We start from the raw sequence: 22,795 nt of genomic DNA, 5'->3' as shown, positions 1-22,795 counted from the left end.
TAAATAAAAATAAATATATTTTATAAGGTATAAATGATTCTTATTATATATTTTAAAAATTTTATTTTCATTATAAAAAAATGTTATGGTATATAACATTTGTTTATTATGAAAAAAGCAGATGATATATTATAATTGGATTGAGAGAAAATTAACAAATACAATAGCTAGGTGGTGACTTTATTATTGAAATAGTAGGTCAAATGATTAACATACTTAATTATTACTTATGGAATTTGTTTTTGCCGCTTCTTATAATATTAGGAGGGTTTATAACATATAGAACATTGAGGCTTATTAATAGTATAAGCAAAAAGGATAAAACCAAGTGGAAACTTTCGAAAGTTAAGAGTTCTCTTTCTATATCTTTAGCATCTAAGGTTGGAACCGGTGCTATCATTGGAGTTTTAGCAGCTATGTGGAAAACATCAGATAATGGTGTAGGAGGAGAAAGTATAGTTTTATGGGTTGTCATAGGAATGTTTGCATTAGTTCCTCTAACGTATTCAGAGGTGTTATTTTCTCAAATAACAATGAAAACTCCTAGAGCTTTTATTGATTATAATATAAATAAAAGGGCAGGATTTATATATACTATTTGCTTGGTTATATTATATTCGTTTGGTTTTGTTGGATTTCAATTAACGGGAATTCAGAGTGTTGTGAAGATATTTTTTAAGCAAAATTTTAACTATGAGTTTACTCAGAGTGAATTGCTATTTTACATAGTGATACCTCTTATTGTAGTAGTTTCTCTTGTGGTTATAACGAAAAATCACAAACTTTTTATAAATACACTAGGGTCTATGGTGTCAATAATAATTTTGTTTTATGTTGTGTTTTTTATATCGTTTGTATTTTTAACAATAAAATTCATACCACAGTATATACATTTGATTTGGAAGGACTTTATAAGTTTTAAATCAGCTTCTGTTGGAATACCAGCAGGTCTTATTATAGGATTTCAAAGAATTATTCAGATAAGCGAGACATCTTTAGGAACTAGTGCATTAGCAAGTTCTAATGCAGAAAATTCTCCTAGAAGAGAAGCTTTATTGCAGACTATATCAACTATTATTACTATATTTATAGCTGTTGTAATAACATCGTATGTATTTTCATATGGAAGATATAATCTGGGGAATGTAAGTTTAAGTGAAAGTGGATTTGAAAGAATTGCAGGTTATTTAGCTAGTGTAGCTTCTGTAACTGGCAATTTTGGATTATGGGTTATAATAATTTTCTTTATTTTATCAGGATTGACAACTGTGTTGGGGTCGTTTCATTTTCTTAATATGACTATGCATATAGGTGAAAATAAAAAAATTATATTTTATATAAGTTTAATAACTTTGTCGGGAATACTCAGTATTTCGAATTTTGATGTTATATTTGATGCAGCAGATTTATTGATGTTTATAGTGGGTTTGGTAAATATAATGGCAATGTTTATTTTTGTCATTAAGAATATAAATAATTTTAAAGTTAAATAATAATAAGTGTAATTTTAAATTTAATATTGGAGGGATATAAAATGAGTAGAAAAATTTTAATAGTTGGTGGAGTTGCTGGTGGAGCATCTGCAGCAGCTAGATTGAGAAGACATAGTGAAGATGATCAAATAATAATGTTTGAAAAAGGACCTCATGTATCATTTTCAAATTGTTGTTTACCGTACCATTTAAGTGGTGTAGTAGAAGAAGCTGATAGTTTAGTTCTTATGAGTCCTGAGAAATTTTTAAAACAATATAATATAGAGGCTAGAGTAAATAATGAAGTATTGTCTATTGATAGAGAAAATAAAGAAATAACAGTTAAGAATTTATTAACTGGTGAAGAGTACAAGGAATCATATGATAAGTTAATACTATCTCCAGGGGCAAGACCAATAGTTCCACCAATTCCAGGAATTGAAAATGTAAATGTATTTTCAATTAGAAATGTTGTGGATATTGATAAGCTAAATAAATTTGTAAAATCAATGGAAACTAAAAATGTAGTAGTGATTGGTGGAGGGTTTATTGGAGTTGAATCTGCTGAAAACTTAAAAGAAGCAGGATACAATGTAACTTTAATTGAAGCTATGCCTCAAATTATGAAGCCATTTGATTATGACATGGTACAAATTCTACATAAAGAGTTATATGATAATGGAGTAAATCTAATAGTAGGAGATAAAGTTAGCTCTTTTGAAAAAGATACTGTTGTTTTAGAATCAGGAAAGAAAGTTGAAGCTCAAGTAGTTGTTATGGCAATTGGAGTAGTTCCAGAAACTGAATTAGCTGTAAAGGCAGGATTAGAATTAGGAGAAACAGGAGCAATAAAAGTAGATCAAAACTACAGAACTAATGATAAGGATATATATGCAGTAGGAGATGCTATTGAAGTATATCATGCATTAACTAATTCATATACTAAATTACCTTTAGCTGGACCTGCTCAAAAACAAGCAAGAGGAGTAGCTGATCATATAAATGGAATGCAAATAATGAATACAGGATTTATTGGTTCATCTGTAATCAAGGTATTTAATTATAATGCAGCTTCTACAGGTTTAAATGAGGGATTAATTAAAGCTCTTAACATGAATATTAAATACGATGTAGTTAAAATAATTCCTGGAGATAGAGTGGGATTAATGCCTGGATGTGAATCAGTTCATTTCAAGTTAATATATGAAGTACCAACAGGTAGAGTATTAGGAGCTCAAGCAATTGGTAAAGGAAATGTAGATAAGAGAATAGATGTAATTGCTACTGCTATTAAGTTTGGTGCAACTGTGAATGATTTAAGAGATTTAGAGTTATGTTATGCTCCGCCATTTGGAACTGCTAAAGATGTAGTTAATTTTGCAGGATATGTAGGTTCTAACTTACTACATGGTTCATTTGAACAAGTACATTCAGCTGATGTAAGAGGTTTAGTGGAAAGTGGTGCTTGTATAATAGATGTAAGAGAAAAAGATGAATATGAGCAAGGTCATATAATAGGAGCTAAAAATATACCGCTTAGTGAATTGAGAGAAAGATTAGATGAAATACCTAAAGATAAACCAGTTTATTTACATTGTAGAAGTGGACAAAGAAGTTATAATGCAGTATTAGCACTTCAAAATCTAGGATTTAAAAATATCTATAATATATCTGGTGGATTTATGGGATTATGTTTTTACGAGTATTTTAATGATAAAACAACTGGTAGAAAAATGATTGTTACAGATTATAATTTTGAATAAAAAAATTAGGGGCGTTTAAGCCCCTGATAATTTGGTAATGTTTATTAAGGGATAATTGTAATCATAAAAGTGAAAAAAATGACAATGAGGAGGTAACGACAGTGAAGTCGGATAAATTAAGGGCAAATGAAATAAATAAAAGTCAAGTGTATATTGGCTTTGCACTTGTAATAGCCATGGCTATATTTGCTGCATTTCAATATTCTAAAGATTATAGATTAGCACTACACTTAATTATTGGATTGACTATTGGATATGTTATGCAAAGATCAAGATTTGGGTTTGCTGGTGCTATTAGAAAATTATATTTAACTGGAGATAGTAGTTTAACAAAAGCACTAATGTTTTTATTTTCTATTACATTACTAGCAACAGCAGCAATACATTATGGAGCATTTGTAAATGGTGCAGATGTATATTATAGAGCAGTTGAGTCTGGTGCAGCTGTAATTCCGGGTTCAGATTACGTAGAACCAGCCAATTTAGCTACTATAATAGGAGGAATATTATTTGGTATTGGTATGATGTTAGGTGGAGGATGTGCTTCAGGAACACTTACAGATGCTGGAGAAGGTGAAGGAAGAGGATTAATTGTATTGTTTTTCTTTTCAACAGGAGCATTATGGGGAGCACATGATATGCCTTGGTGGACACAAAGTATATTCTTTAAAATACATAAAAGGCTTTATCTACCAGATGTTTTTGGATATGTAGGAACTATTGTACTTTCATTATTAGGATATTTATTAATTTATATTATTGCTAAAAAATACGAAGATAAGAGAAGAAGAGAAAATACGTTAAATTTAGAAGAATATGCTGAGTGGGAAAAAGAACTACCTCAACCAAAAGAGTATAAATTCTTTAGCAAAGAAACTTATCATAAATTTTTCGTTAAAAGATGGTCTTATTATACTGGTGCAGTATTTATAATGATTATGTTTGTAACAATATTAGTTACAACAGGTACAAGCTGGGGAGTAACAGCTGTATTTGCACATTGGGCTGCTTGGTTCTATCAAGCATTAGGAATAGTAGATGTTTCAGACTGGGGATGGTTCTCAGGAAGAATGGATGCTATAAGAGGTGGATTTTTAAATCATCCAGGTTCAATGAGAAATATGGGAATAATGATAGGAGCTTTAATAGCACCATTATTAGCTGGACATTTTTCATTTAAGAAAGGTTTTAATTTAAGAGATATTTTATTCTATGCAATAGGTGGATTATTAATGGGATATGGTGCTAGAATAGCTTTAGGATGTAATGTAGGAGCATTGTATTCAGGATTATCTAATATGTCATTGTCTGGATGGGTATTTATGCCGTCATTAACATTAGGTGGAATACTAGGAGTTAAATTAACTAAAAAACTTAATATTAAAATTTAACAACTGATTTTTCATAAAAAAACTAGGGATATATTTTGTTTTAATATATCCCTAGTTTTTTTATGAAATTGCTTGAATTTGGTTAAGGTAAAAATTGTAATATAAAAAAATAGTAAAAATAATAGAAGTATTTAAGGAAATTTGGTAAAATAAGTCTATAGAACTAATTTATTATAGGTCTAAATACATATAATATAGTAATGATGATTATATAATATAAAAAATAACATCAGGGAGCCGATTGCATGAAAATCATAAGAAAAAAGGAATGTGGTGTTTTAAGGTTTGGTTATATTGAACTGTATAAAAAGATTTTTATCTTTTTTAGCTTAATTAGTATTACAATTGTTGTTTTTGTATATTTTTTATCTTATATATTTATTTTAGATAAATTTGAGGATTTAGAAAAAAAAGAGACATATAGTCAAATAAAACAGGTTGTGAATGCTTTAGAAGAAGAATTTTTAAATTTAAATATGATAAATAGAAATTATGCACTTTGTAGTGAAATATATGACTTTATTAAAGGCAGAAATCCAAAATACGTAAAAAAACATTTGAGGGATGAAACTTTTATTATCAATAAACTAAATGTATTCATATTAGTTGATAAACAGGGAAATATTGTGTACAAAAAGGGATTTGATTTAGTAAATAATATGGGAATTTCTGTTTCAAACAGTTTGATAAAACAGATAAATAAACAATCGCCTTTAATAAATTTATCAAAACCAACAAACGGTGTAACGGGAATTGTATCTTTGCCGGAAGGTAAAATGATGATTTCTTCATATCCTATTGCAGTGAATGGGGTAAAAGGATCTAATTGTGGTATTCTTATTATGGGGCGCTATATAGATTCTAATAACATTAAAGATTTATCACAACAAACTAATTTGGGGATAAAATTAGAAGAAGTAAAAGGAGAATATATACCTGAAGATGTTGAAATTTTACATAATTCTTTTATAAAAAAGTTTGTTGTATGGGTTAAAAATATAAGTAAAAATCATATTTATGGATATTCTCTTTTATATGATATATATGGAAAGCCAGCTTTTATATTGAAAATTGATAGAACTAAATATGGTTATAGGCAAGCTCATATAACTTTGATTTATTTTTTGGGGATTATGTTATTTACATATAGTATACTTTTTATAGCTAATTTTTATTATATGAGAAATGTCGTATATCAAGCTCACTATGATGAACTTACAGATCTTCCTAATAGGTATTATTTTTATGATAAGGCAAATAAATTATTGATGAATGCTTTAGATAATGGTGAGATGGTTGCAGTGTTATTTGTGGATCTTGATAATTTTAAAATTATAAATGATACACTCGGTCATAGTATAGGAGATGCTTTGTTACAATCTGTTACAAGGAGATTACAAAATAATGTTACTGAAGAAAGTATTATTTCTCGATTAGGTGGAGATGAGTTTATTATTTTTATTCCTAATGTTAAGTCGATTAAAACTGTTAAGGAGATAGCTCAAAACATTGTTGATTCTATTAGTCGACCTTTTTTTATAAATGATGAGAAATTATTAATTAGTATAAGTGTTGGTATAAGTATATATCCTTTTGATGGAAGAAATGTCGATGCTCTTATTGACAATGCTGATATTGCAATGTATAGTGTGAAAAAAGATACAAAAAATGGTTATAAATTTTATAAAAAATAGATTTTCATTTAAAATTTTGTACATTTTTTGGAAAATATATGTTAAGATATTATTGTGATGGTATCATAAGAGCCATACACAGCTAATTAGATTGGAATTTAACCTTTATAGTTTAAAATTTAATAATTTATTTTCTGCTTTGAGCCTTTAAAGGACTGAGACAGTAATACAAGAGATTTTTAATACCCTTTTTTGTTGTGCTCAAAAAGGGTATTTTTTTTGGAGTGTGGTATATATGAAAATTTGCTTTATCGGTGCAGGTAAAGTAGGTACTTCCTTTGGACTTTATTTAAGCCAAAAGGGATTTAATGTAGTAGGATATTTAAGTAGAAGTTTTGAATCTGCAAAAAAAGCAGCACATTTGACAAATTCAATGGCATATAAAAATTTATCGAGTTTAATTGGGAAATCGGATATTATTTTTATTACAACTAATGATGATTCTATAGAAAATGTAGTTAATCAATTGTCTCAGGCAAGAGTTTTGAATAAAGGTCAAATTGTAGTACATATGAGTGGTTCATATTCATCAAGTATATTGAGTGATCTTGAGAAATTCGGATGTTATGTTTATTCAATGCATCCTTTACAATCTTTTGCAAATGTAGAAAATTCAATAAAAAAACTTGAAAATACAGTTTTTACAATTGAAGGAAGTATTGAAAAAATGAGTGTTTTGGAGTCGGTTTTGAAAAAAACAGGAAATGAGTATTTTAAAATTGACTCTAATTTAAAAACTATTTATCATGCTGGAGCATGTGTGATTTCAAATTATTTAGTAACTTTAATGGATTTTGGTCTTTCTTTTTTTAGTTCAATAGGAATAGATGAAAATGATGCTTTTAAAGCGGTTTATCCGTTGATTGAAGGAACTATTGAAAATGTTAAAAATTTAGGATGTAAAAATGCACTTACAGGACCAATATCCAGAGGAGATATTAATACAATAGAAAATCATTTAAACTCAATAAAGGTAAATATTCCTAATAAGCTTTCGTTTTATAAAATTATGGCTCTTATGACGTTAGATCTTTCATCGAAGATTCCATCACAAAACAAAGAAAAAATTGAAATGTTGAGAAAAATTTTACAAGGGGTGGATAGTTGATGAATAAAAAATTTACTGTAACGTCTTTTTTAGAAGCCAAAAAAAAGAATCAAAAAATAACAATGTTGACAGCTTACGATTATTCAACAGCTAAACTTATTGATGAAGCCGGCATAGAAAGTATACTTGTTGGAGATTCTCTTGGAATGGTTGTACTTGGATATGAATCAACTCTTGAAGTTACTGTAGATGATATAATTCATCATTGTAGAGCTGTTTCAAGAGGGGTAAAAAATGCTTTGATAGTTGGAGATATGCCGTTTTTATCATATCATATAAGTGTAGAAGATGCAGTTAGAAATGCTGGCAGAATAATACAAGAAGGTAAAGCTCATGCTGTAAAATTAGAAGGTGGAGCTGAAGTTATAGATAAAATAAAAGCAATTACTAAAGCTCAAATACCTGTAATGGGACATTTAGGTTTAACACCTCAATCTGTAAACATGTTTGGAGGATTTAAGGTTCAAGGAAAAAGTGAGTATCAAGCCAAAAAGATAATAAATGATGCTATTGAACTTGAAAAAGCAGGAGCATTTGCGATTGTGCTTGAAGGTATTCCGGCAAAGTTAGCGGATATAATAACTGAAAAGATTAGTATACCTACAATAGGAATAGGTGCAGGAAATAATTGCGATGGACAAGTTTTGGTTACCAATGATATGTTGGGGATGTTTTCGGATTTTACTCCGAAATTTGTAAAAAAATATGCGAATTTAAAAGAGAATATTTTACATGCGATAAAAAGGTATATATCTGAAGTGAAATCTTCTGAATTCCCATCTGAGGAACATACTTTTTCAATTGATGAGGATATTTTAAAAAAACTTGTATAAGGAGAAAATAGTATATGACTCTTATAAAAACAGTAAAACAAATAAGAGAAGAAATAAAGAAACGAGTTAATGAAAAAGAAATTTCTATAGGATTTGTTCCTACGATGGGATATTTACATGAAGGACATTTATCGCTTATTGAAAGAGCTAGAAAAGAAAATGATTTAGTAGTGGTAAGTGTATTTGTAAATCCAGCTCAATTTGCACCTAATGAAGATTTTGATAGTTATCCAAGAAATATTGAGAGAGATTATAGGTTGGCAATAGATTTTGGAGCAGATATAGTATTTGCTCCGGATGTAGATGAAATGTATGGGGAAAATAGTTTGACATTTGTAAATGTAGAAGGAGAATTAACGAGAAAGCTTTGTGGAAAATCAAGACCTACATTTTTTAGAGGAGTTACAACGGTATTAGCAAAGTTATTTAATATTATAAATCCTACAAATGCGTATTTTGGGCAAAAAGATGCACAACAGGTTGCCGTGGTACGAAAGATGGTAGAGGACCTTCATTATGATATAAATATAATATCTTGTCCTTTAGTTAGAGAACATGATGGACTTGCGCTTAGTTCGAGAAATGTTTATTTAAATGATGAAGAGAGAAATCAGGCTTTAATACTTTCTAAATCGCTTTTTGCTGCGAAAGAAATGTTTTTAAATGGTGAAAAAAATGTACACAAACTAAAACAGTTTATTGTAGATAATATAAAAAGTCAGAATCTTGCAGATATTGATTATGTTGAAATAGTAGATGCTAATACTTTAGAAGATGTAGAAATTATAGAAAAAACGGTTCTTATTGCAGTTGCTGTAAATTTTGGAAAAACTAGATTGATTGATAATATATACTTGGAGGTTGACAATGTTATTGAATATGCTTAAATCTAAAATACATAGGGCTACAGTTACACAGGCAAATCTCAATTATGTGGGAAGTATAACAATAGATTCTTTACTTTTAGAACAATCAGGAATACTTCCTGGGGAGAAAGTTCAAATTGTAAACAATAATAATGGATCGAGATTAGAAACATATGTTATAGAGGGAGAAAGAGGAAGTGGAATGATATGCCTTAATGGTGCTGCCGCTAGATTAGTTCAGCCTGGTGATAAAATAATAATAATTGCTTATTGTCTTGTAGATGAAAATGAGGCTAGAGATTTAAAACCTAAAATTTTAATTTTGGATGAAAATAATAAAGTAATAGAATTGATAAATCAAGAAATTCACGGATGTATTAAGTGATTGGTATTTAGGCTCTTTGTTGTTATTTACAAAGAGCCTTTTAAATTTTTAAATAGACTAAATATTAGTGTGATTGTTATAATAGATGAAAAATGATGAAGGGAGATTAAGTTATGTCTACTAAAAAAGTACTAATTGCTGATGATGAGCTTCGAATGAGAAAGTTAGTTGGAGATTTTTTGAAAAAAGAAGGGTATATTATTATAGAAGCTGAAAATGGAAGAGTTGCATTGGATATTTTTAATAGAGAAGATGGAATTGATTTAGTTATATTAGATGTTATGATGCCAGAGTATGATGGATGGACAGTTTGTAGAGAAATAAGAAAAACATCTAATGTTCCAATTATTATGTTGACAGCGAGAAGTGAGGAATTTGATGAATTATTTGGTTTTGAAATGGGAGCAGATGAGTATGTAACAAAGCCATTTAGTCCTAAGATATTAGTAGCTAGAGTGAATGCTTTGTTGAGAAGAGTTGAAAGTAGAAAAGATAAAATTAAATATTTTGATGGGTTAGAAATAGATTATGATGCTCATATTGTTTATGTTGAAGGAAATCCTATAGATTTAAGTCCTAAAGAATATGAACTTTTGATATATATGGTAGAGAATAATGGTAAGGCATTGGAAAGAGAACAAATTTTGAATAAAGTTTGGGGATATGATTATTTTGGAGAATTGAGAACAGTAGATACTCATATTAATCGTTTGAGAATAAAATTAGGGAAAAAAAGTAAGTTGATTAAGACGGTAAGGGGTGTTGGGTATAGATTTGAGGTGAAAAAATGAAAAAATCTATAAGAGTAAGGCTTTTTAGAGGAATTAGTTTTATTATTGTGTTTTTTGTGTTTTTTTCATGGTTTTTAAATTATCAATTTCTTGAAAAGTATTATATTTATAAGAAGAAAAATATGTTGATTGAAAATAGTAAATTAATAGATAGTTTATACAAAGGAAATTTTGAAGATATATATACACAGCTTCAGATATTAGAGAATACTATGGGGGCAAATATAATTATTTTAAATGAAAAAGGTATAAAATATCCTTATTTTAATAAAAGAAAACATATGAATATGTTTTTAAATTCTAAATTGAAAAATAAAGGAGAAGTAGATGGTAAATTTGTTTTTGTAATTCGAAATGATCCAAGATTAAAGATAGATTTTTTGGTTCTTCAAACTTTATTAAAAGAAGGAGATGTGTTGATTTTAAGAGTACCTTTGGCTGCTATAGAGGAAAGTGTAGCTATTGCTAATAAGTTTATGTTTTTTACTGGCATTTTATTTGTTTTAATGGGAAGTATTTGGGCTTTATTGTTTTCGAAAAAGTTTACAAAACCTATATTAGAGCTGAATAGAATTACACAAGCCATGGCGAATTTTGATTTTACTAAAAAGTGTAGTATTATAGAAGAAGATGAAATTGGAGAACTTGGAAAGAATATAAATTATCTTTCAGATCAATTAGACAATGCTATTTTAGAACTTAATAAAAAAAATGAAAAATTGATAAAAGATATAGAAAAAGAAAGAAAATTAGAAGAAATGAGGAAGGAATTTGTTTCTAGTGTTTCACATGAGTTAAAAACACCTATAGCATTAATTCAAGGATATGCAGAAGGATTGATTGAAAATGTAATAGAAGATGAAGAAAGTAAAAATTTTTATTGTGAAGTGATTGTAGATGAAGTTAAAAAAATGGACAAATTGGTAAAAGATTTATTGAATTTATCGCAAATTGAATCTGGGTATTTTCAATTAGAAAAAACTAATTTTAATATATGTGATCTTGTAAATCAAGTTATTAATAAGTATAAAAATATTTTTGAAGAAAAAGAGATTAATTTGAGAATAGAAAATGATGAAAATATACTTGTAAATGGCGATATTATTAGAATAGAGCAAGTATTGGTAAATTTTATTAACAATGCAATTGATCATGTGGATAATAAAAAAATTATAGATATAAGTATAAAGAGTGAAGGTCAAAAAGTTCGTGTATCTGTTTTTAATTCGGGTGAACATATACCAGAAAGCTCATTAGATAAAATATGGACAAGTTTTTATAAGGTAGATAAAGCTAGAACAAGAAATTATGGAGGGTCTGGTTTAGGATTGTCTATTGTTAGAGGGATTTTGGAGCTTCACAATAATAATTTTGGAGTAGATAATGTAGAAGGTGGAGTAATATTTTGGTTTGATATGGATAAAATGGATGAAGATATTTGTTTTTAATTTATTCACGAAAATATACAAATATGATATTATTTAATTGTTTAAATAGTATAGGAGTGACGGAGTATGGAAAGTGAAGTAATACATGAAGAAGAAGTGCTTAGATATTCTAAAATTTTAGAAGGGGTATCGGATATTATAGGGGTTTATAATACTGATAATACAATTATGTTTTACAATAAGGCTGGTTATGATTTTTTTAAAAAAAGATACGATGAAGTTAAAGGAAAAAAATGCTATGAAATGTTTAATAGGAATCAAAAATGTCCTAACTGTCTTTGTGAAAAAGCGATAGAAACTAAACGGATAATAAGAGTAGAAAAGTATATTCCTGAAATTAACAAGTATATTGAATGCAGTTATAATCCAGTATTAAATGATTTAGGAGAAGTGGTATTTGTTGTTGAACAATTAAGAGATATAACTGATAAAAAGATTTTAGAAAATGTACTCAAAGAAAGTGAAGAAAGATATCGTAAAATTGTAGATATTTCTCCAGATGCTATTATTATTACAGTAGATGGAGAAATTGTTTTGGCTAATAAAGAAGCATTAAAATACGTCAATAATCTTGTTGGTAAAAGTATATATAAATATGCTCCTGATTTTGCAAAAATTCTTAATAAAAGGATTAATCAGATATTAAAAAATAAAACAGAAAAAGCTGTATTTGATTATAAGGTTGTTCTTGATGATAATAAAGTAATTGATGTTGAGGTATCTTCAAGTTATTTGGTATATAATGGAAAATCAGCAATTCTATCCATAATGAGAGATATTACAGAAAGGAAAAGGGAGTTATATTCAGCTGCTAAAATGCAAAAGCAGCTTTTGAAAAAACCGTTTTCACTTCCTGATAAGGCTAATATGAGAACTTTGTATGTACCAGCAAAAACGGTTAGTGGAGATTTTTTTTATACTTGTAAAGTTGATGAAAATTTAATAATTGGAATAATAGGGGATGTGAGTGGAAAAGGAGTTACTGCTGCTTTGAATATATCTGCATTTAATGTTTTGTTTCATGAAGCTGTATTGGTTAGTAGTGATTTATATGATATAGTTAATAATTTAAATAAAAAGGTAGTTGATTATTTAGGGGAAAGGTATGTAGCAGCTTGTTGTTTTAGTTTTGATTTCAATAAAAATAAAGCACATATGATAGGAGCTGGTATTAATCAGTTTGTATATGTAAATAAAAACGATGAAATTGAAGAAAAGATTGTAAAAGGACCATTTTTGGGTATGTTTGAAGATAGCAAATTTGATGAACAAATAATTAATTTTAAATCAGGAGATAAATTTTATTTTTATACAGATGGTTTAGATTTTATATTTGATGATAAAACTAAAAAAAATTATATTAAAAAATTGACAATCGATGAATTGAAAAATTACATAAAAGCTCATTTAGATAATATGTTAACTGATGTAAATGGAATAAAGGATGATTGTACATTGCTTGCATTAGAAATAAAATAAGGTGGGTTTGATATGAAGAGAAAAGAGTTTGTTTTATATGGACTAGATAAACATAAGGAAATTATTAATAAAATTATTGAAGATTTAAATGCTTTTGATTATTCTTTTGATATTAAATTAATGCTTACTGAAGCTTTGACGAATGCTTTTAAACACGGTAATAGTAGTAGTGAGGACAAGCCTATATATTTGAGATATAATTACAATGGAATGAGTATAGAATTTGAAATAGAGGATTGTGGGAGAGGATTTGAAAAGGTAGTTATTCCAGATGAGATATCAAGTGAAAATTTATTAAATGATTGTGGAAGAGGGCTGTTCATCATAAATTGCATTGCTGATAAAATTGAATTTAAAAATAGTACTTTAATTATTCAAAAATATTTAAAAGTTATATAATCAATAATTCTAGCTTTGGAAGGAGGATAAAATGAAGAAAATAAGTTTAAAGATCAAATTAATTTTTATGTTTTTAATATTCATATCGATTCCGCTTATTATTTTAGGGTTTACTTCTAGTTTTATGACTTCGCGTACAATGCAGCATGTAACTGAACAAGAATTAAGAAAACTTGCAGTACAAACAGCAGAGTCTATACAAGAGAGTATAAATTCAGTAAATATGTATGTTAAACTTTTAAGTTATAATGAAGATTTTGTTAAAGCAGCATATAGTGGAGGGAGTTATGAAGTTTATGAGTATTTATCAAAACTACAGGATGAAAATAAAGATAAAATCGACATGTTGTTTATTACAGATGCTTCTGGAAAAGGTGTTATAAGTAGTAAATATGAAAATTTTGATATTGATTTAAGTGATAGATTGTACATAAAAAAAGCATTAGGAGGTTCGCCTGCTCAAAGTGAAGTTATTTTATCTAAAGTTAGTAATAAACCTGTAATAGCAATTGCTTATCCTTTAATGTTTGATAATAAAGTTGTAGGTACAATATGTGCAAGTATTAATTTTGATGTTATTTCAAAGCATGTTGCAGAAATAAAGGTTGGTAAACATGGATATGCTTATATGATTGATAGAAATGGTTTGTTTGTTTATCATCCTAAAAAAGAAAAAATATTGAATGAGAATTTAGGAAATACAGATAATGTTGAGTTGAAAAAAATAGTTGATAAAATGAAATCAGGTGAAACTGGAGAAGGATATTATACATATGAAGGAGTGTATAAGTTTGTAGTTTTTGCTCCTGTGAATAATTGGGTTGTAGCAGTAACTGCTAATTATGATGAATATATGGCTTCAGCAATAAAAATAAAAAATAATACAATAATGATTGTTGTAATATCTCTTTTTATTTCTATAATTTTAGCATATTTACTCACTAATAAAAATATAATAAATCCAATAAAAGAATTAGAATCATTAATGACTAAAGCAGGTAATGGTGATTTAACAGTTAGATCAAATATAAATACGAGAGATGAAATACAAACATTAGGTGAATATTTTAATAATATGATTGAACATCAGTCGAATATAATAAAACATGTAAGACAAGGTTCAAAAGAATTAGCAGCATCTTCTGAGGAATTATCTGCATCAACTGAAGAAATAAGTGCATCAACTGAAGAAATATCTAATAATATACAAGAAGTTGCAGCTAATACAGATAATCAAAATAATTCAATAGTTAAAACATCTGAAGTTTTAGTTCAACTTTCAAGCTTAATTCAAATAGCTCAAAGTAAAGCAAGTACAGCAAAAAATAATTCTGATCATACTGTAAATGTTGCTCATGAAGGAAGAATTAAAGTTAAGGAAACTGTTGAAGCTATTAAAAATATTAATAATGTTTCAACGGAAACGGAGAATATATTAAAATCATTAGATGAACTTTCTAAAAAGGTCAGTGGAATTGTCAGTACAATTAATAATATTTCAGATCAAACAAGTTTATTGGCATTAAATGCTACTATTGAAGCTGCAAGAGCTGGAGAGCATGGAAGAGGATTTGCAGTTGTAGCAGATGAAGTTAGAAAGCTTTCAGAACAAACAAATGTAGAAGCAAATGAAATATCGTTATTAGTAAATGAAATGGTAATTCAAATAGATAAAGCTGTGCAGTCAATGAATATTTGTAAGAAAGTAGTAGATAATGGAGTTGTCGTGGCCAGTGATACGGATAAAGCATTTGTAAGTATTATAGATGCAGTTGAACAAATAGTAAAAGATATTGAGGAAATAGTAGATGTTACGAAAGATGAAGTTGCAAGTTCTGATCAAATAATAACTCTTATTGATTCGGTGGCAACTAATACTGAAACTACAGCATTAAACAGTCAAGAGGTTGCTACAGCAACAGAGGAATTATCTTCGGTAATTCAAAACTTAGCTGCTACTTCAGAAGAAACTAGTGCCATGGCAAACAATTTAAATGATCTTGTGAGAAAATTTAAAATTTGAGGTGATTGTGAATGAGCGAAGTAAGTATTTTAATACCTGAGAACTTTGCGGTAGAAGAAGCTAGTGAATTTAGACAAAGAGTAAATGATTTAATGAATGAAGGGAAAAAAAATTTTACACTTAATTTTAGAAATTGTACATTTATAGATAGTACGGGACTTGGAGTATTAGTAGGAATATATAAAAAGTGTAAGGAGGTAAATGGAAGGTTAACACTTCATTCAATGAATCCGAACGTTATGAAGGTCTTTGAATTAACAAGATTAGATAAAGTATTTGAAATTGATGTATAATTTTAAAGGGCTCATAAGTCAGTGCGACTTGTTGAGTCTTTTAATTTGCTTATTATTTTTTCGATTATATTTTATATAATACTACAAAAAAACTCAAAATATGATAAAATATTATGGTTGACTATTAAAAGGAGAGATGAAAATGAGTGTTAAAAGTGAACCTTATATTTTAGTTTTTGGAGCTTCGCTTGTTGATATAATAGGATTTAGTAGTTGTAATTATAAGCCATTTGATTCTACACCAGGTAATATAAAAATATCGTTTGGAGGAGTATGCAGAAATATTGCAGAAAATATGGCACGAGTAGGTGTAAATACAAAATTTATTTCTATTTTAGGGGATGATTCAAAAGGAAGAAGTATGCTTGAGCATTCTAAAATAATTGGATATGATATGAGTGAATCGTTAATTTTAAAAAATGGAGGAACTCCAACATATATGGCTATTTTAGATGAAAATGGTGAAATGGTGTCTGCTATAGCTGACATGAAAAGCATTGATGAAATGAATTTTGAATTTATTGATTCAAAAGCAGATATTATAGAAAATTCTGAATTTACATGTTTAGATGCAGATAATCCTGAAATTTTGGAGTACATATTGACAAAATTTAAAGGAAAAACAAAATTCATATTAGATCCTATTTCTGCTAATAAAGCTGAAAATATAAGACATCTAATAAAATACTTTCACACAATAAAGCCAAACAGACATGAAGCAGAAGTGTTAGTTGGATTTAAAATAAAAGATGATAGAGATTTAAAAAGAGCTGGTGATTACTTTCTATCATTAGGTATAGAAAATGTATTTATAAGTTTAGATGAAGAGGGAATTTATTATTGTAATGAATTAAAGTCGGGCAAAATTAAAGCAAATAATGTAGTAGTTAAGAATGTGACAGGTGCTGGAGATTCATTTGTTGCAGGACTTGGATATGGTTATATGAATAACCTTTCTATAGAAGAAATTGTTAAATTTGCTATTGGAATGTCTATTATTACAATATCTCATGAGGAAACAATACATCCAGATATGAGTTATGAATTGGTTGAAAATACCATTAAATCTACTGATTGGATAGAAATTAAATATTAAAAATACAGTTTAAAAAAGGAATAAAATTATATACAAGTAATTATATATTATATATAGTTTTATTCCTTTTTATGGCAATATATAATTAAATTCGACATTAATTTGTTAAAAAAAATTAAAGAAAACGGTTGCAAACAATTTTGAATTATGATAATATTATAAATGTAAAAAGTATTAATAAAATTTAATAACTCAAAATTTATTTTGTGTGTTACTGATTCGATCAGGCATGAGCAAAAGTTTTGGGTATACGTTGAGGATATGTTTTTATATGAATTATTTAGTTCATATGAAGGAATACTATGTATACCAAAGACTTTGCTTGTGCCTTTTTATTTTTTATAAGAATCATAACCACTAAAAGGAATTATTATCAGTGTTTTGACGAAAAAATTATTATAAGAAAGGAGAAAAGTATATGAAAAAATTATTTGGTGTTTTGCAACAAATTGGTAAAGCGTTAATGCTTCCAGTTGCAATATTACCTGCGGCAGGATTGCTTCTTGCTTTTGGTAATGCAATGCAAAATGAAGCTACTTTAGCTAAGTTACCATTTTTAGGAGCAGGTTGGATTCAAAGTGTCGCTAAAGTTATGGAACAATCAGGTGGAATTGTATTTGCAAACCTTGCATTATTATTTGCAATAGGGGTTGCAGTGGGACTTGCTGATGGAGAAGGAGTTGCAGGTATTGCAGCTGTTATAGGTTTCTTAGTAATGAATGTTACTATGGGAACAGCTGGAGGAATAAAACCTGATATGGTTGGAGCAAATCCAGCTTATGCAAATGTTTTAGGTATTTCAACTCTTCAAACAGGAGTATTTGGTGGTCTTATTGTTGGGGTTTTAGCAGCGATTATGTACAAAAAATATTACAATATGGAACTTCCTCCTTATTTAGGATTCTTTGCAGGAAAAAGATTTGTTCCTATTGTAACTGCAGTATCATCTTTAGTATTAGGTCTTTTAATGTTATTCATATGGCCTCCAGTTCAACATGGATTAAACTGGTTCTCATATAGTATGATAGATGCAAATAGGACATTGGCGGCTTTTGTATTTGGAGTAATTGAAAGATCGTTAATACCATTTGGACTTCATCATATATTCTATTCGCCATTCTGGTTTGAATTTGGAGAATATGTAAATAAAGCAGGAGAAATTGTCAGAGGAGATCAAAGAATTTTCTTTGCTCAAATAAAAGATGGTGTGGAATTAACAGCGGGTACGTTTATGACTGGTAAATTCCCATTTATGATGTTTGGACTTCCAGCAGCAGCACTTGCTATGTATCACGAAGCTAAACCTGAAAAGAAAGCTTTAGTTGGAGGTATAATGGCTTCAGCAGCACTTACATCTTTCTTAACAGGTATTACAGAACCAATAGAATTTACTTTCTTATTCGTAGCACCAGTTTTATACGCAGTACACTGTTTATTTGCGGGATTATCATTTATGTTAATGCACATATTAGGTGTTAAGATAGGTATGACATTCTCTGGTGGAGTTATAGATTTCTTACTATATGGTGTGCTTCCAAACAGAACAGCTTGGTGGTTAGTAATATTAGTGGGATTAGGTTTTGCAGTAATTTATTATATTGGATTTAGATTTGCTATTAGAACATTTAATTTAAAAACTCCTGGTAGAGAAGAAGAAGGAGAAGAAGTAAAAGCTAAAAGTACATCGGGAACAGAACTTGCTTATGGAATATTAAAAGCTTTAGGTGGAAAAGAAAATATAAGTAAGTTAGATGCATGTATAACAAGACTTAGAATAACAGTTAATGATATAAAGAAAGTTGATAAAGACGAATTAAAAGCTTTAGGAGCATCTGGAGTTCTTGAAGTGGGTAATAACTTACAAGCTATATTTGGACCAAAATCTGATACATTAAAGAGCCAAATAAAAGATATTATGTCAGGAAAAACTCCAGTTGTTGCAGATGAAGAAAAAAGTGAAGCAGTGGTAACTAGTGATAAATTGGATTTTGTATCACCATTAAATGGTAAAATTTTAGATATAAAAGACGTACCAGATCAAGTGTTTTCTCAAAAAATAATGGGTGATGGATTTGCTATAGAACCAGTAAATGGAGAGGTAGTATCTCCTGTTGATGGAGTAATAACTACATTCTTCCCAACAAAACACGCTATAGGATTTACTGCTGATAACGGTCAAGAAGTTTTAGTGCACTTTGGTATAGATACAGTTAACTTACAAGGTGAGGGATTTGAAGCTTTAGTTAAAGAAGGAGATAAAGTAAAAGCAGGACAGCCTGTACTTAAAGTTGATTTAAAAGTTGTTAAAGAAAAGGCTGCTTCTACAATAACTCCTATAGTATTTACTAATTTAGCTGAAGGTCAAAGTGTTTCAGTGAAAGTTGGTAAAGAAGTTAAAGCTGGGGACAAAAATATAGTTACTATAAAATAAATTGAAAAAAGTCTACTGCATATGCAGTAGACTTTTTATTATTCTTTTACAGAAAACCAATAAGTAATATTGATTTCATTAGAAGGATTTCTATATCTATGAGGTGTAAATTTACTTACATATATGCTATCTCCTTCTTTTAGTAAATATGTTTCATTATTTATCTGTATTTCAAGAGACCCTTTTACAACAATTCCAAGTTCATCATAATTATGTCCCCAAGAAATGTCGCTGTATTTACTATTGCCTTCAATTGATATAGAAATACCGTTTAATTCTTTATTGCCATTAGTTAGCATTTCGAATTTTATTTTTTTATCTTCTGTAGTAAATATTTCTTTTCTTTCATTTTTGCGAATTATGAAATCTTTTTCGCTAGTAGATTGTAAAATTTCCATTAAATTTATTCCAAGAACTTCACATATAAGTTGTAAATTACTTACGGAAGGGCTGTTTAAATTTCTTTCTAAGTTACTTATAAACCCTATAGATAAGTTTGTAAGTTCAGATAATTCTTTTATAGTTAATCCTTTTTTCTTTCTAAAATATTTAATTTTCTCTCCTAACTCCATTGCACTCTCCTTTACTATTTGTTGTTTTATAAGTTGTTTAGATAAGTAAATTATACCACAAATTAATTAGTAATATCTATATGTAACTAAATTATTTAACCCAGATTGTTTCGAAATTGTGAAAAAAATAATAAAAAAATGAAAAAAAGTATAGACATTATAAAATTTTTTGATATACTAAGAATTGTGTTTTGTATGCTTAAAAAATACATAAAATTGTCGACATTTTTTTATTATTAAGGAGGTTAAATTTAATGGAACTAATTAAAGGAACAATTTTGTTATTATTTTGTTTATCGCTTTTTTCATTATTTAGTTTAAAAGCTCCAAAGGGAATGAAAGCTATGGGAGCTTTGGCTGATGCAGCTGTAGCGAGTTTTCTTGTAGAAGCTTTTCAAAGTTATGTTGGTGGAGATATGTTGCATATAAAACTGTTAAAAGATACAGGACTTGCTTCAGGAGGTATGGGTGGAGCAGCTGCGGCTACTTTAGTACCATTGGCTTTAGGAGTTAGTCCGGTTTATGCTGTATTAATAGGTTGTGCTTGTGCAGGATTTGGTATATTGCCAGGTTTTGTTGCAGGATATTTACTTTCTTTTATAGTGCCAAAAATAGAAAAGAAAGTGCCAGCGGGATTAGATTTAATTACATGTATAGTGTTTGTTGCACCGCTTGCTAGATTGATAGGTAATGTTGCTACTCCTGTAGTAGATGCTACATTATTAAATATAGGTGGTATAATAACTTCAGCTGCAAATAGCAACCCGATAATAATGGGATTTATTTTAGGTGGAGTTATTACAGTGGTTGCTACTGCACCGTTAAGTTCAATGGCATTAACTGCTATGCTTGGACTTAAAGGACTTCCAATGGCTATAGGGGCACTTTCGGTTATGGGATCTTCGTTTATGAATTATGTGTTCTTTGATAGAATGAAATTTGGTGATAGAAGTACAACTATAGCAGTTGCAATTGAGCCATTAACTCAAGCAGATATAATTTCTGCAAATCCAATTCCTGTTTATGTAACTAATTTTATAGGTGGAGGATTAGCTGGGATTATAGTATCTCAATTTGGATTAATAAATAATGCAACAGGAACAGCAACTCCAATAGCAGGATTAATGGTTATGTATGGATTTAATGATCCTAAAACTGTTACTATAGCAGCGTTACTTTGTGCACTTGCGGGAATGTCTGCAGGATTTTTAGGGTCAATAATATTTAAAAATTATAAAATTAGAACAGTTGAAGAGATAAGAGGAACATCTAGTAAAGAAGAAATTGTTGCGTAATAAGTGATTTTAGGGACAACACAAATTGTGTTGTCCTTTTTTGTTAAATTAATATTCATTTATATATAATTATTTTTTAGTATAATAGTTATAGAAAATATAAATAGGGGTGTATTTATGGAAAAGACAAGAAAGCTAATATTTATGTCAATATTGGTAGCACAAAGTTTAATTTTATACATAGTAGAGATGTATATGCCTAATCCTTTTACAGCTATAGCTCCTGGAGCAAAATTAGGACTTTCTAATATAATAACTTTGATATCTTTGATTTTTATAGGATTTAAAGATACTTTTGTAGTGTTGGTTATAAGGATAATATTGGCTTCGATGTTTTTTGGAGGGTTATCAGCTTTTTTATATAGTATAGCTGGTGGGATTTTGAGTTTAGTGGTGATGGGTATTATATTAAAGTTAAATAAAATTAATTATGGTTTAATAGGGATAAGTATAATAGGTTCTATATTTCACAATATAGGACAACTTATAATGGCTTCTATTATAATACAAAATATTGGGATATTTATATATTTACCTGTATTATTATTATCTTCTATACCAACTGGATTATTTGTGGGATTGGTTTGTGGTTTTTTGATGAAAAATAAAAATATTCAAAATTCTTTAAATGTAAAAGGTGTTGAGTTTAAATTATATAATTTGAAGAAATTAGATGTTATTTTGATAATAATTCTTATTATTGTAAATTTAGGAATTATATTTAATATTAAAAATAAAGATGATATGTCTGAGAAGTGGGTTGAGATAGTTGTACAAGGAAAAACATATAAAAAAGTTTTAATTCAAGATAAAAGTTATGAAGAAAAAATAAAAATTACTACTAAGTTTGGATATAATTATGTTTATATTCATGATGGAGGAGTAGAAATAATAGATGCAGATTGTCATGATAAAATATGTATAAAAACAGGATTTATAGATAAAGAGGGAGAAATTATAGCTTGTTTACCTCATAAAATGTATGTGAAGATTTTAGGAGAAAATGAAGAAGTAGATAATGTATCATATTAAATGAATGTATATTTATACTGTATTTTGAATAGAAAGTTGACTGCACATTCGTGATTTTAGTCGTGAGTTAAGTCGACAAAGTTAAATACATATGTTATAATAAATAAAAAGAACCATAGGAACTATGGGGGTAGCTTGGTAAATTTCTTATCAATAGATGAGATTATCCAAGAATCTTGCGACTTTAGTCGTAAGAGGTTCAAAAAATGTGATTGGGAATTATTTAAATATAGCTGACTAAGTGGTGATAATTATGAAAAATGACAGTTTGGTTATGTTAAAGGAAAATATAGAGGATTTAAGAGAAGAAATTAATAGGTATATAGAATACCCAGATATTTTTAAAGAGGAAATATTACTTACAAGTAGAAGAATAGATGAACTTATAAATGAATATTTAAAATTACAACGTTTTTAATTTTTA

At 28.4% G+C, this 22,795-nt stretch carries 20 protein-coding genes; 19 read left to right on the top strand and 1 reads right to left on the bottom strand.

Annotated features, from left to right (window positions below):
- The first annotated feature begins 203 nt into the window (after nucleotides 1-203).
- The 16 genes from BUA19_RS02795 to ptsG all read left to right on the top strand — a co-directional run bounded on the left by BUA19_RS02795 (nucleotide 204) and on the right by ptsG (nucleotide 19,472).
- A complete protein-coding gene (locus BUA19_RS02795; protein WP_143145353.1) occupies nucleotides 204-1,493 on the top strand; it encodes an alanine:cation symporter family protein in 1,290 nt (429 codons plus the stop codon).
- A 41-nt stretch (nucleotides 1,494-1,534) separates the two neighbouring features.
- Nucleotides 1,535-3,235: an FAD-dependent oxidoreductase gene (locus BUA19_RS02790; RefSeq protein WP_072723393.1), complete on the top strand. Its 1,701-nt coding sequence runs from the start codon at nucleotides 1,535-1,537 to the stop codon at nucleotides 3,233-3,235.
- A 101-nt stretch (nucleotides 3,236-3,336) separates the two neighbouring features.
- Nucleotides 3,337-4,626 (top strand): YeeE/YedE family protein, encoded by a 1,290-nt coding sequence (locus BUA19_RS02785; RefSeq protein ID WP_278280444.1) that lies wholly within the window; start codon nucleotides 3,337-3,339, stop codon nucleotides 4,624-4,626.
- 245 nt (nucleotides 4,627-4,871) lie between these two features.
- Complete coding sequence (locus BUA19_RS02780) at nucleotides 4,872-6,320, top strand: sensor domain-containing diguanylate cyclase (RefSeq protein ID WP_072723391.1); 1,449 nt, start codon at nucleotides 4,872-4,874, stop codon at nucleotides 6,318-6,320.
- A 235-nt stretch (nucleotides 6,321-6,555) separates the two neighbouring features.
- Nucleotides 6,556-7,428, top strand: a complete 873-nt coding sequence (locus tag BUA19_RS02775; protein ID WP_072723389.1) for a Rossmann-like and DUF2520 domain-containing protein — start codon at nucleotides 6,556-6,558, stop codon at nucleotides 7,426-7,428.
- A complete protein-coding gene (gene panB, locus BUA19_RS02770) occupies nucleotides 7,428-8,261 on the top strand; it encodes a 3-methyl-2-oxobutanoate hydroxymethyltransferase (RefSeq protein WP_072723387.1) in 834 nt (277 codons plus the stop codon). Before BUA19_RS02775 ends, panB begins: the two co-directional genes overlap by 1 nt.
- 14 nt (nucleotides 8,262-8,275) lie before the next feature.
- Nucleotides 8,276-9,148: a pantoate--beta-alanine ligase gene (gene panC, locus BUA19_RS02765; RefSeq protein WP_072723384.1), complete on the top strand. Its 873-nt coding sequence runs from the start codon at nucleotides 8,276-8,278 to the stop codon at nucleotides 9,146-9,148.
- Nucleotides 9,129-9,512: an aspartate 1-decarboxylase gene (panD, locus tag BUA19_RS02760; RefSeq protein WP_072723382.1), complete on the top strand. Its 384-nt coding sequence runs from the start codon at nucleotides 9,129-9,131 to the stop codon at nucleotides 9,510-9,512. Before panC ends, panD begins: the two co-directional genes overlap by 20 nt.
- Before the next feature lie 113 nt (nucleotides 9,513-9,625).
- A complete protein-coding gene (locus tag BUA19_RS02755) occupies nucleotides 9,626-10,303 on the top strand; it encodes a response regulator transcription factor (protein ID WP_072723379.1) in 678 nt (225 codons plus the stop codon).
- Nucleotides 10,300-11,751 (top strand): HAMP domain-containing sensor histidine kinase, encoded by a 1,452-nt coding sequence (locus BUA19_RS02750; RefSeq protein ID WP_072723377.1) that lies wholly within the window; start codon nucleotides 10,300-10,302, stop codon nucleotides 11,749-11,751. The genes BUA19_RS02755 and BUA19_RS02750 overlap by 4 nt, the downstream gene beginning before the upstream one ends.
- A gap of 66 nt (nucleotides 11,752-11,817) precedes the next feature.
- Entirely contained in the window at nucleotides 11,818-13,230 is a 1,413-nt protein-coding gene (locus BUA19_RS02745) for a SpoIIE family protein phosphatase (RefSeq protein WP_072723375.1), read from the top strand.
- 12 nt (nucleotides 13,231-13,242) lie between these two features.
- Nucleotides 13,243-13,629, top strand: a complete 387-nt coding sequence (locus BUA19_RS02740; RefSeq protein WP_072723373.1) for an ATP-binding protein — start codon at nucleotides 13,243-13,245, stop codon at nucleotides 13,627-13,629.
- Between the two features lie 31 nt (nucleotides 13,630-13,660).
- Nucleotides 13,661-15,652, top strand: a complete 1,992-nt coding sequence (locus tag BUA19_RS02735) for a methyl-accepting chemotaxis protein (RefSeq protein ID WP_072723371.1) — start codon at nucleotides 13,661-13,663, stop codon at nucleotides 15,650-15,652.
- Nucleotides 15,653-15,663: 11 nt separating this feature from the next.
- Nucleotides 15,664-15,945, top strand: a complete 282-nt coding sequence (locus BUA19_RS02730) for an STAS domain-containing protein (RefSeq protein ID WP_072723370.1) — start codon at nucleotides 15,664-15,666, stop codon at nucleotides 15,943-15,945.
- Between the two features lie 142 nt (nucleotides 15,946-16,087).
- Complete coding sequence (locus tag BUA19_RS02725; protein ID WP_072723368.1) at nucleotides 16,088-17,041, top strand: carbohydrate kinase family protein; 954 nt, start codon at nucleotides 16,088-16,090, stop codon at nucleotides 17,039-17,041.
- Between the two features lie 418 nt (nucleotides 17,042-17,459).
- Nucleotides 17,460-19,472 (top strand): glucose-specific PTS transporter subunit IIBC, encoded by a 2,013-nt coding sequence (ptsG, locus tag BUA19_RS02720; protein ID WP_072723366.1) that lies wholly within the window; start codon nucleotides 17,460-17,462, stop codon nucleotides 19,470-19,472.
- Between the two features lie 38 nt (nucleotides 19,473-19,510).
- Here the strand turns inward: ptsG and BUA19_RS02715 are convergent, their stop codons facing one another.
- Nucleotides 19,511-20,044, bottom strand: a complete 534-nt coding sequence (locus BUA19_RS02715) for a helix-turn-helix domain-containing protein (protein ID WP_072723364.1) — start codon at nucleotides 20,042-20,044, stop codon at nucleotides 19,511-19,513.
- 254 nt (nucleotides 20,045-20,298) lie between these two features.
- On the opposite strand from BUA19_RS02715, the gene BUA19_RS02710 reads away from it, so the two are divergent.
- From BUA19_RS02710 to BUA19_RS02700, 3 genes are all read left to right on the top strand, one after another.
- Nucleotides 20,299-21,339 (top strand): PTS sugar transporter subunit IIC, encoded by a 1,041-nt coding sequence (locus BUA19_RS02710; protein WP_072723362.1) that lies wholly within the window; start codon nucleotides 20,299-20,301, stop codon nucleotides 21,337-21,339.
- A 117-nt stretch (nucleotides 21,340-21,456) separates the two neighbouring features.
- On the top strand, nucleotides 21,457-22,371 hold the full coding sequence (locus BUA19_RS02705) for a Gx transporter family protein (RefSeq protein ID WP_072723360.1): 915 nt from the start codon (nucleotides 21,457-21,459) through the stop codon (nucleotides 22,369-22,371).
- A 253-nt stretch (nucleotides 22,372-22,624) separates the two neighbouring features.
- The gene (locus tag BUA19_RS02700) at nucleotides 22,625-22,789 is read left to right on the top strand and encodes an aspartyl-phosphate phosphatase Spo0E family protein (RefSeq protein ID WP_072723357.1); all 165 of its coding nucleotides are present in this window, start codon (nucleotides 22,625-22,627) and stop codon (nucleotides 22,787-22,789) included.
- The last annotated feature ends 6 nt before the right edge of the window (nucleotides 22,790-22,795 follow it).

Source organism: Tepidibacter thalassicus DSM 15285 (assembly GCF_900129915.1).
Taxonomy (GTDB): domain Bacteria; phylum Bacillota; class Clostridia; order Peptostreptococcales; family Peptostreptococcaceae; genus Tepidibacter; species Tepidibacter thalassicus.
The sequence above is the reverse complement of the archived record's forward strand: the minus strand, read 5'-3'. Positions and strand labels throughout refer to the sequence as shown.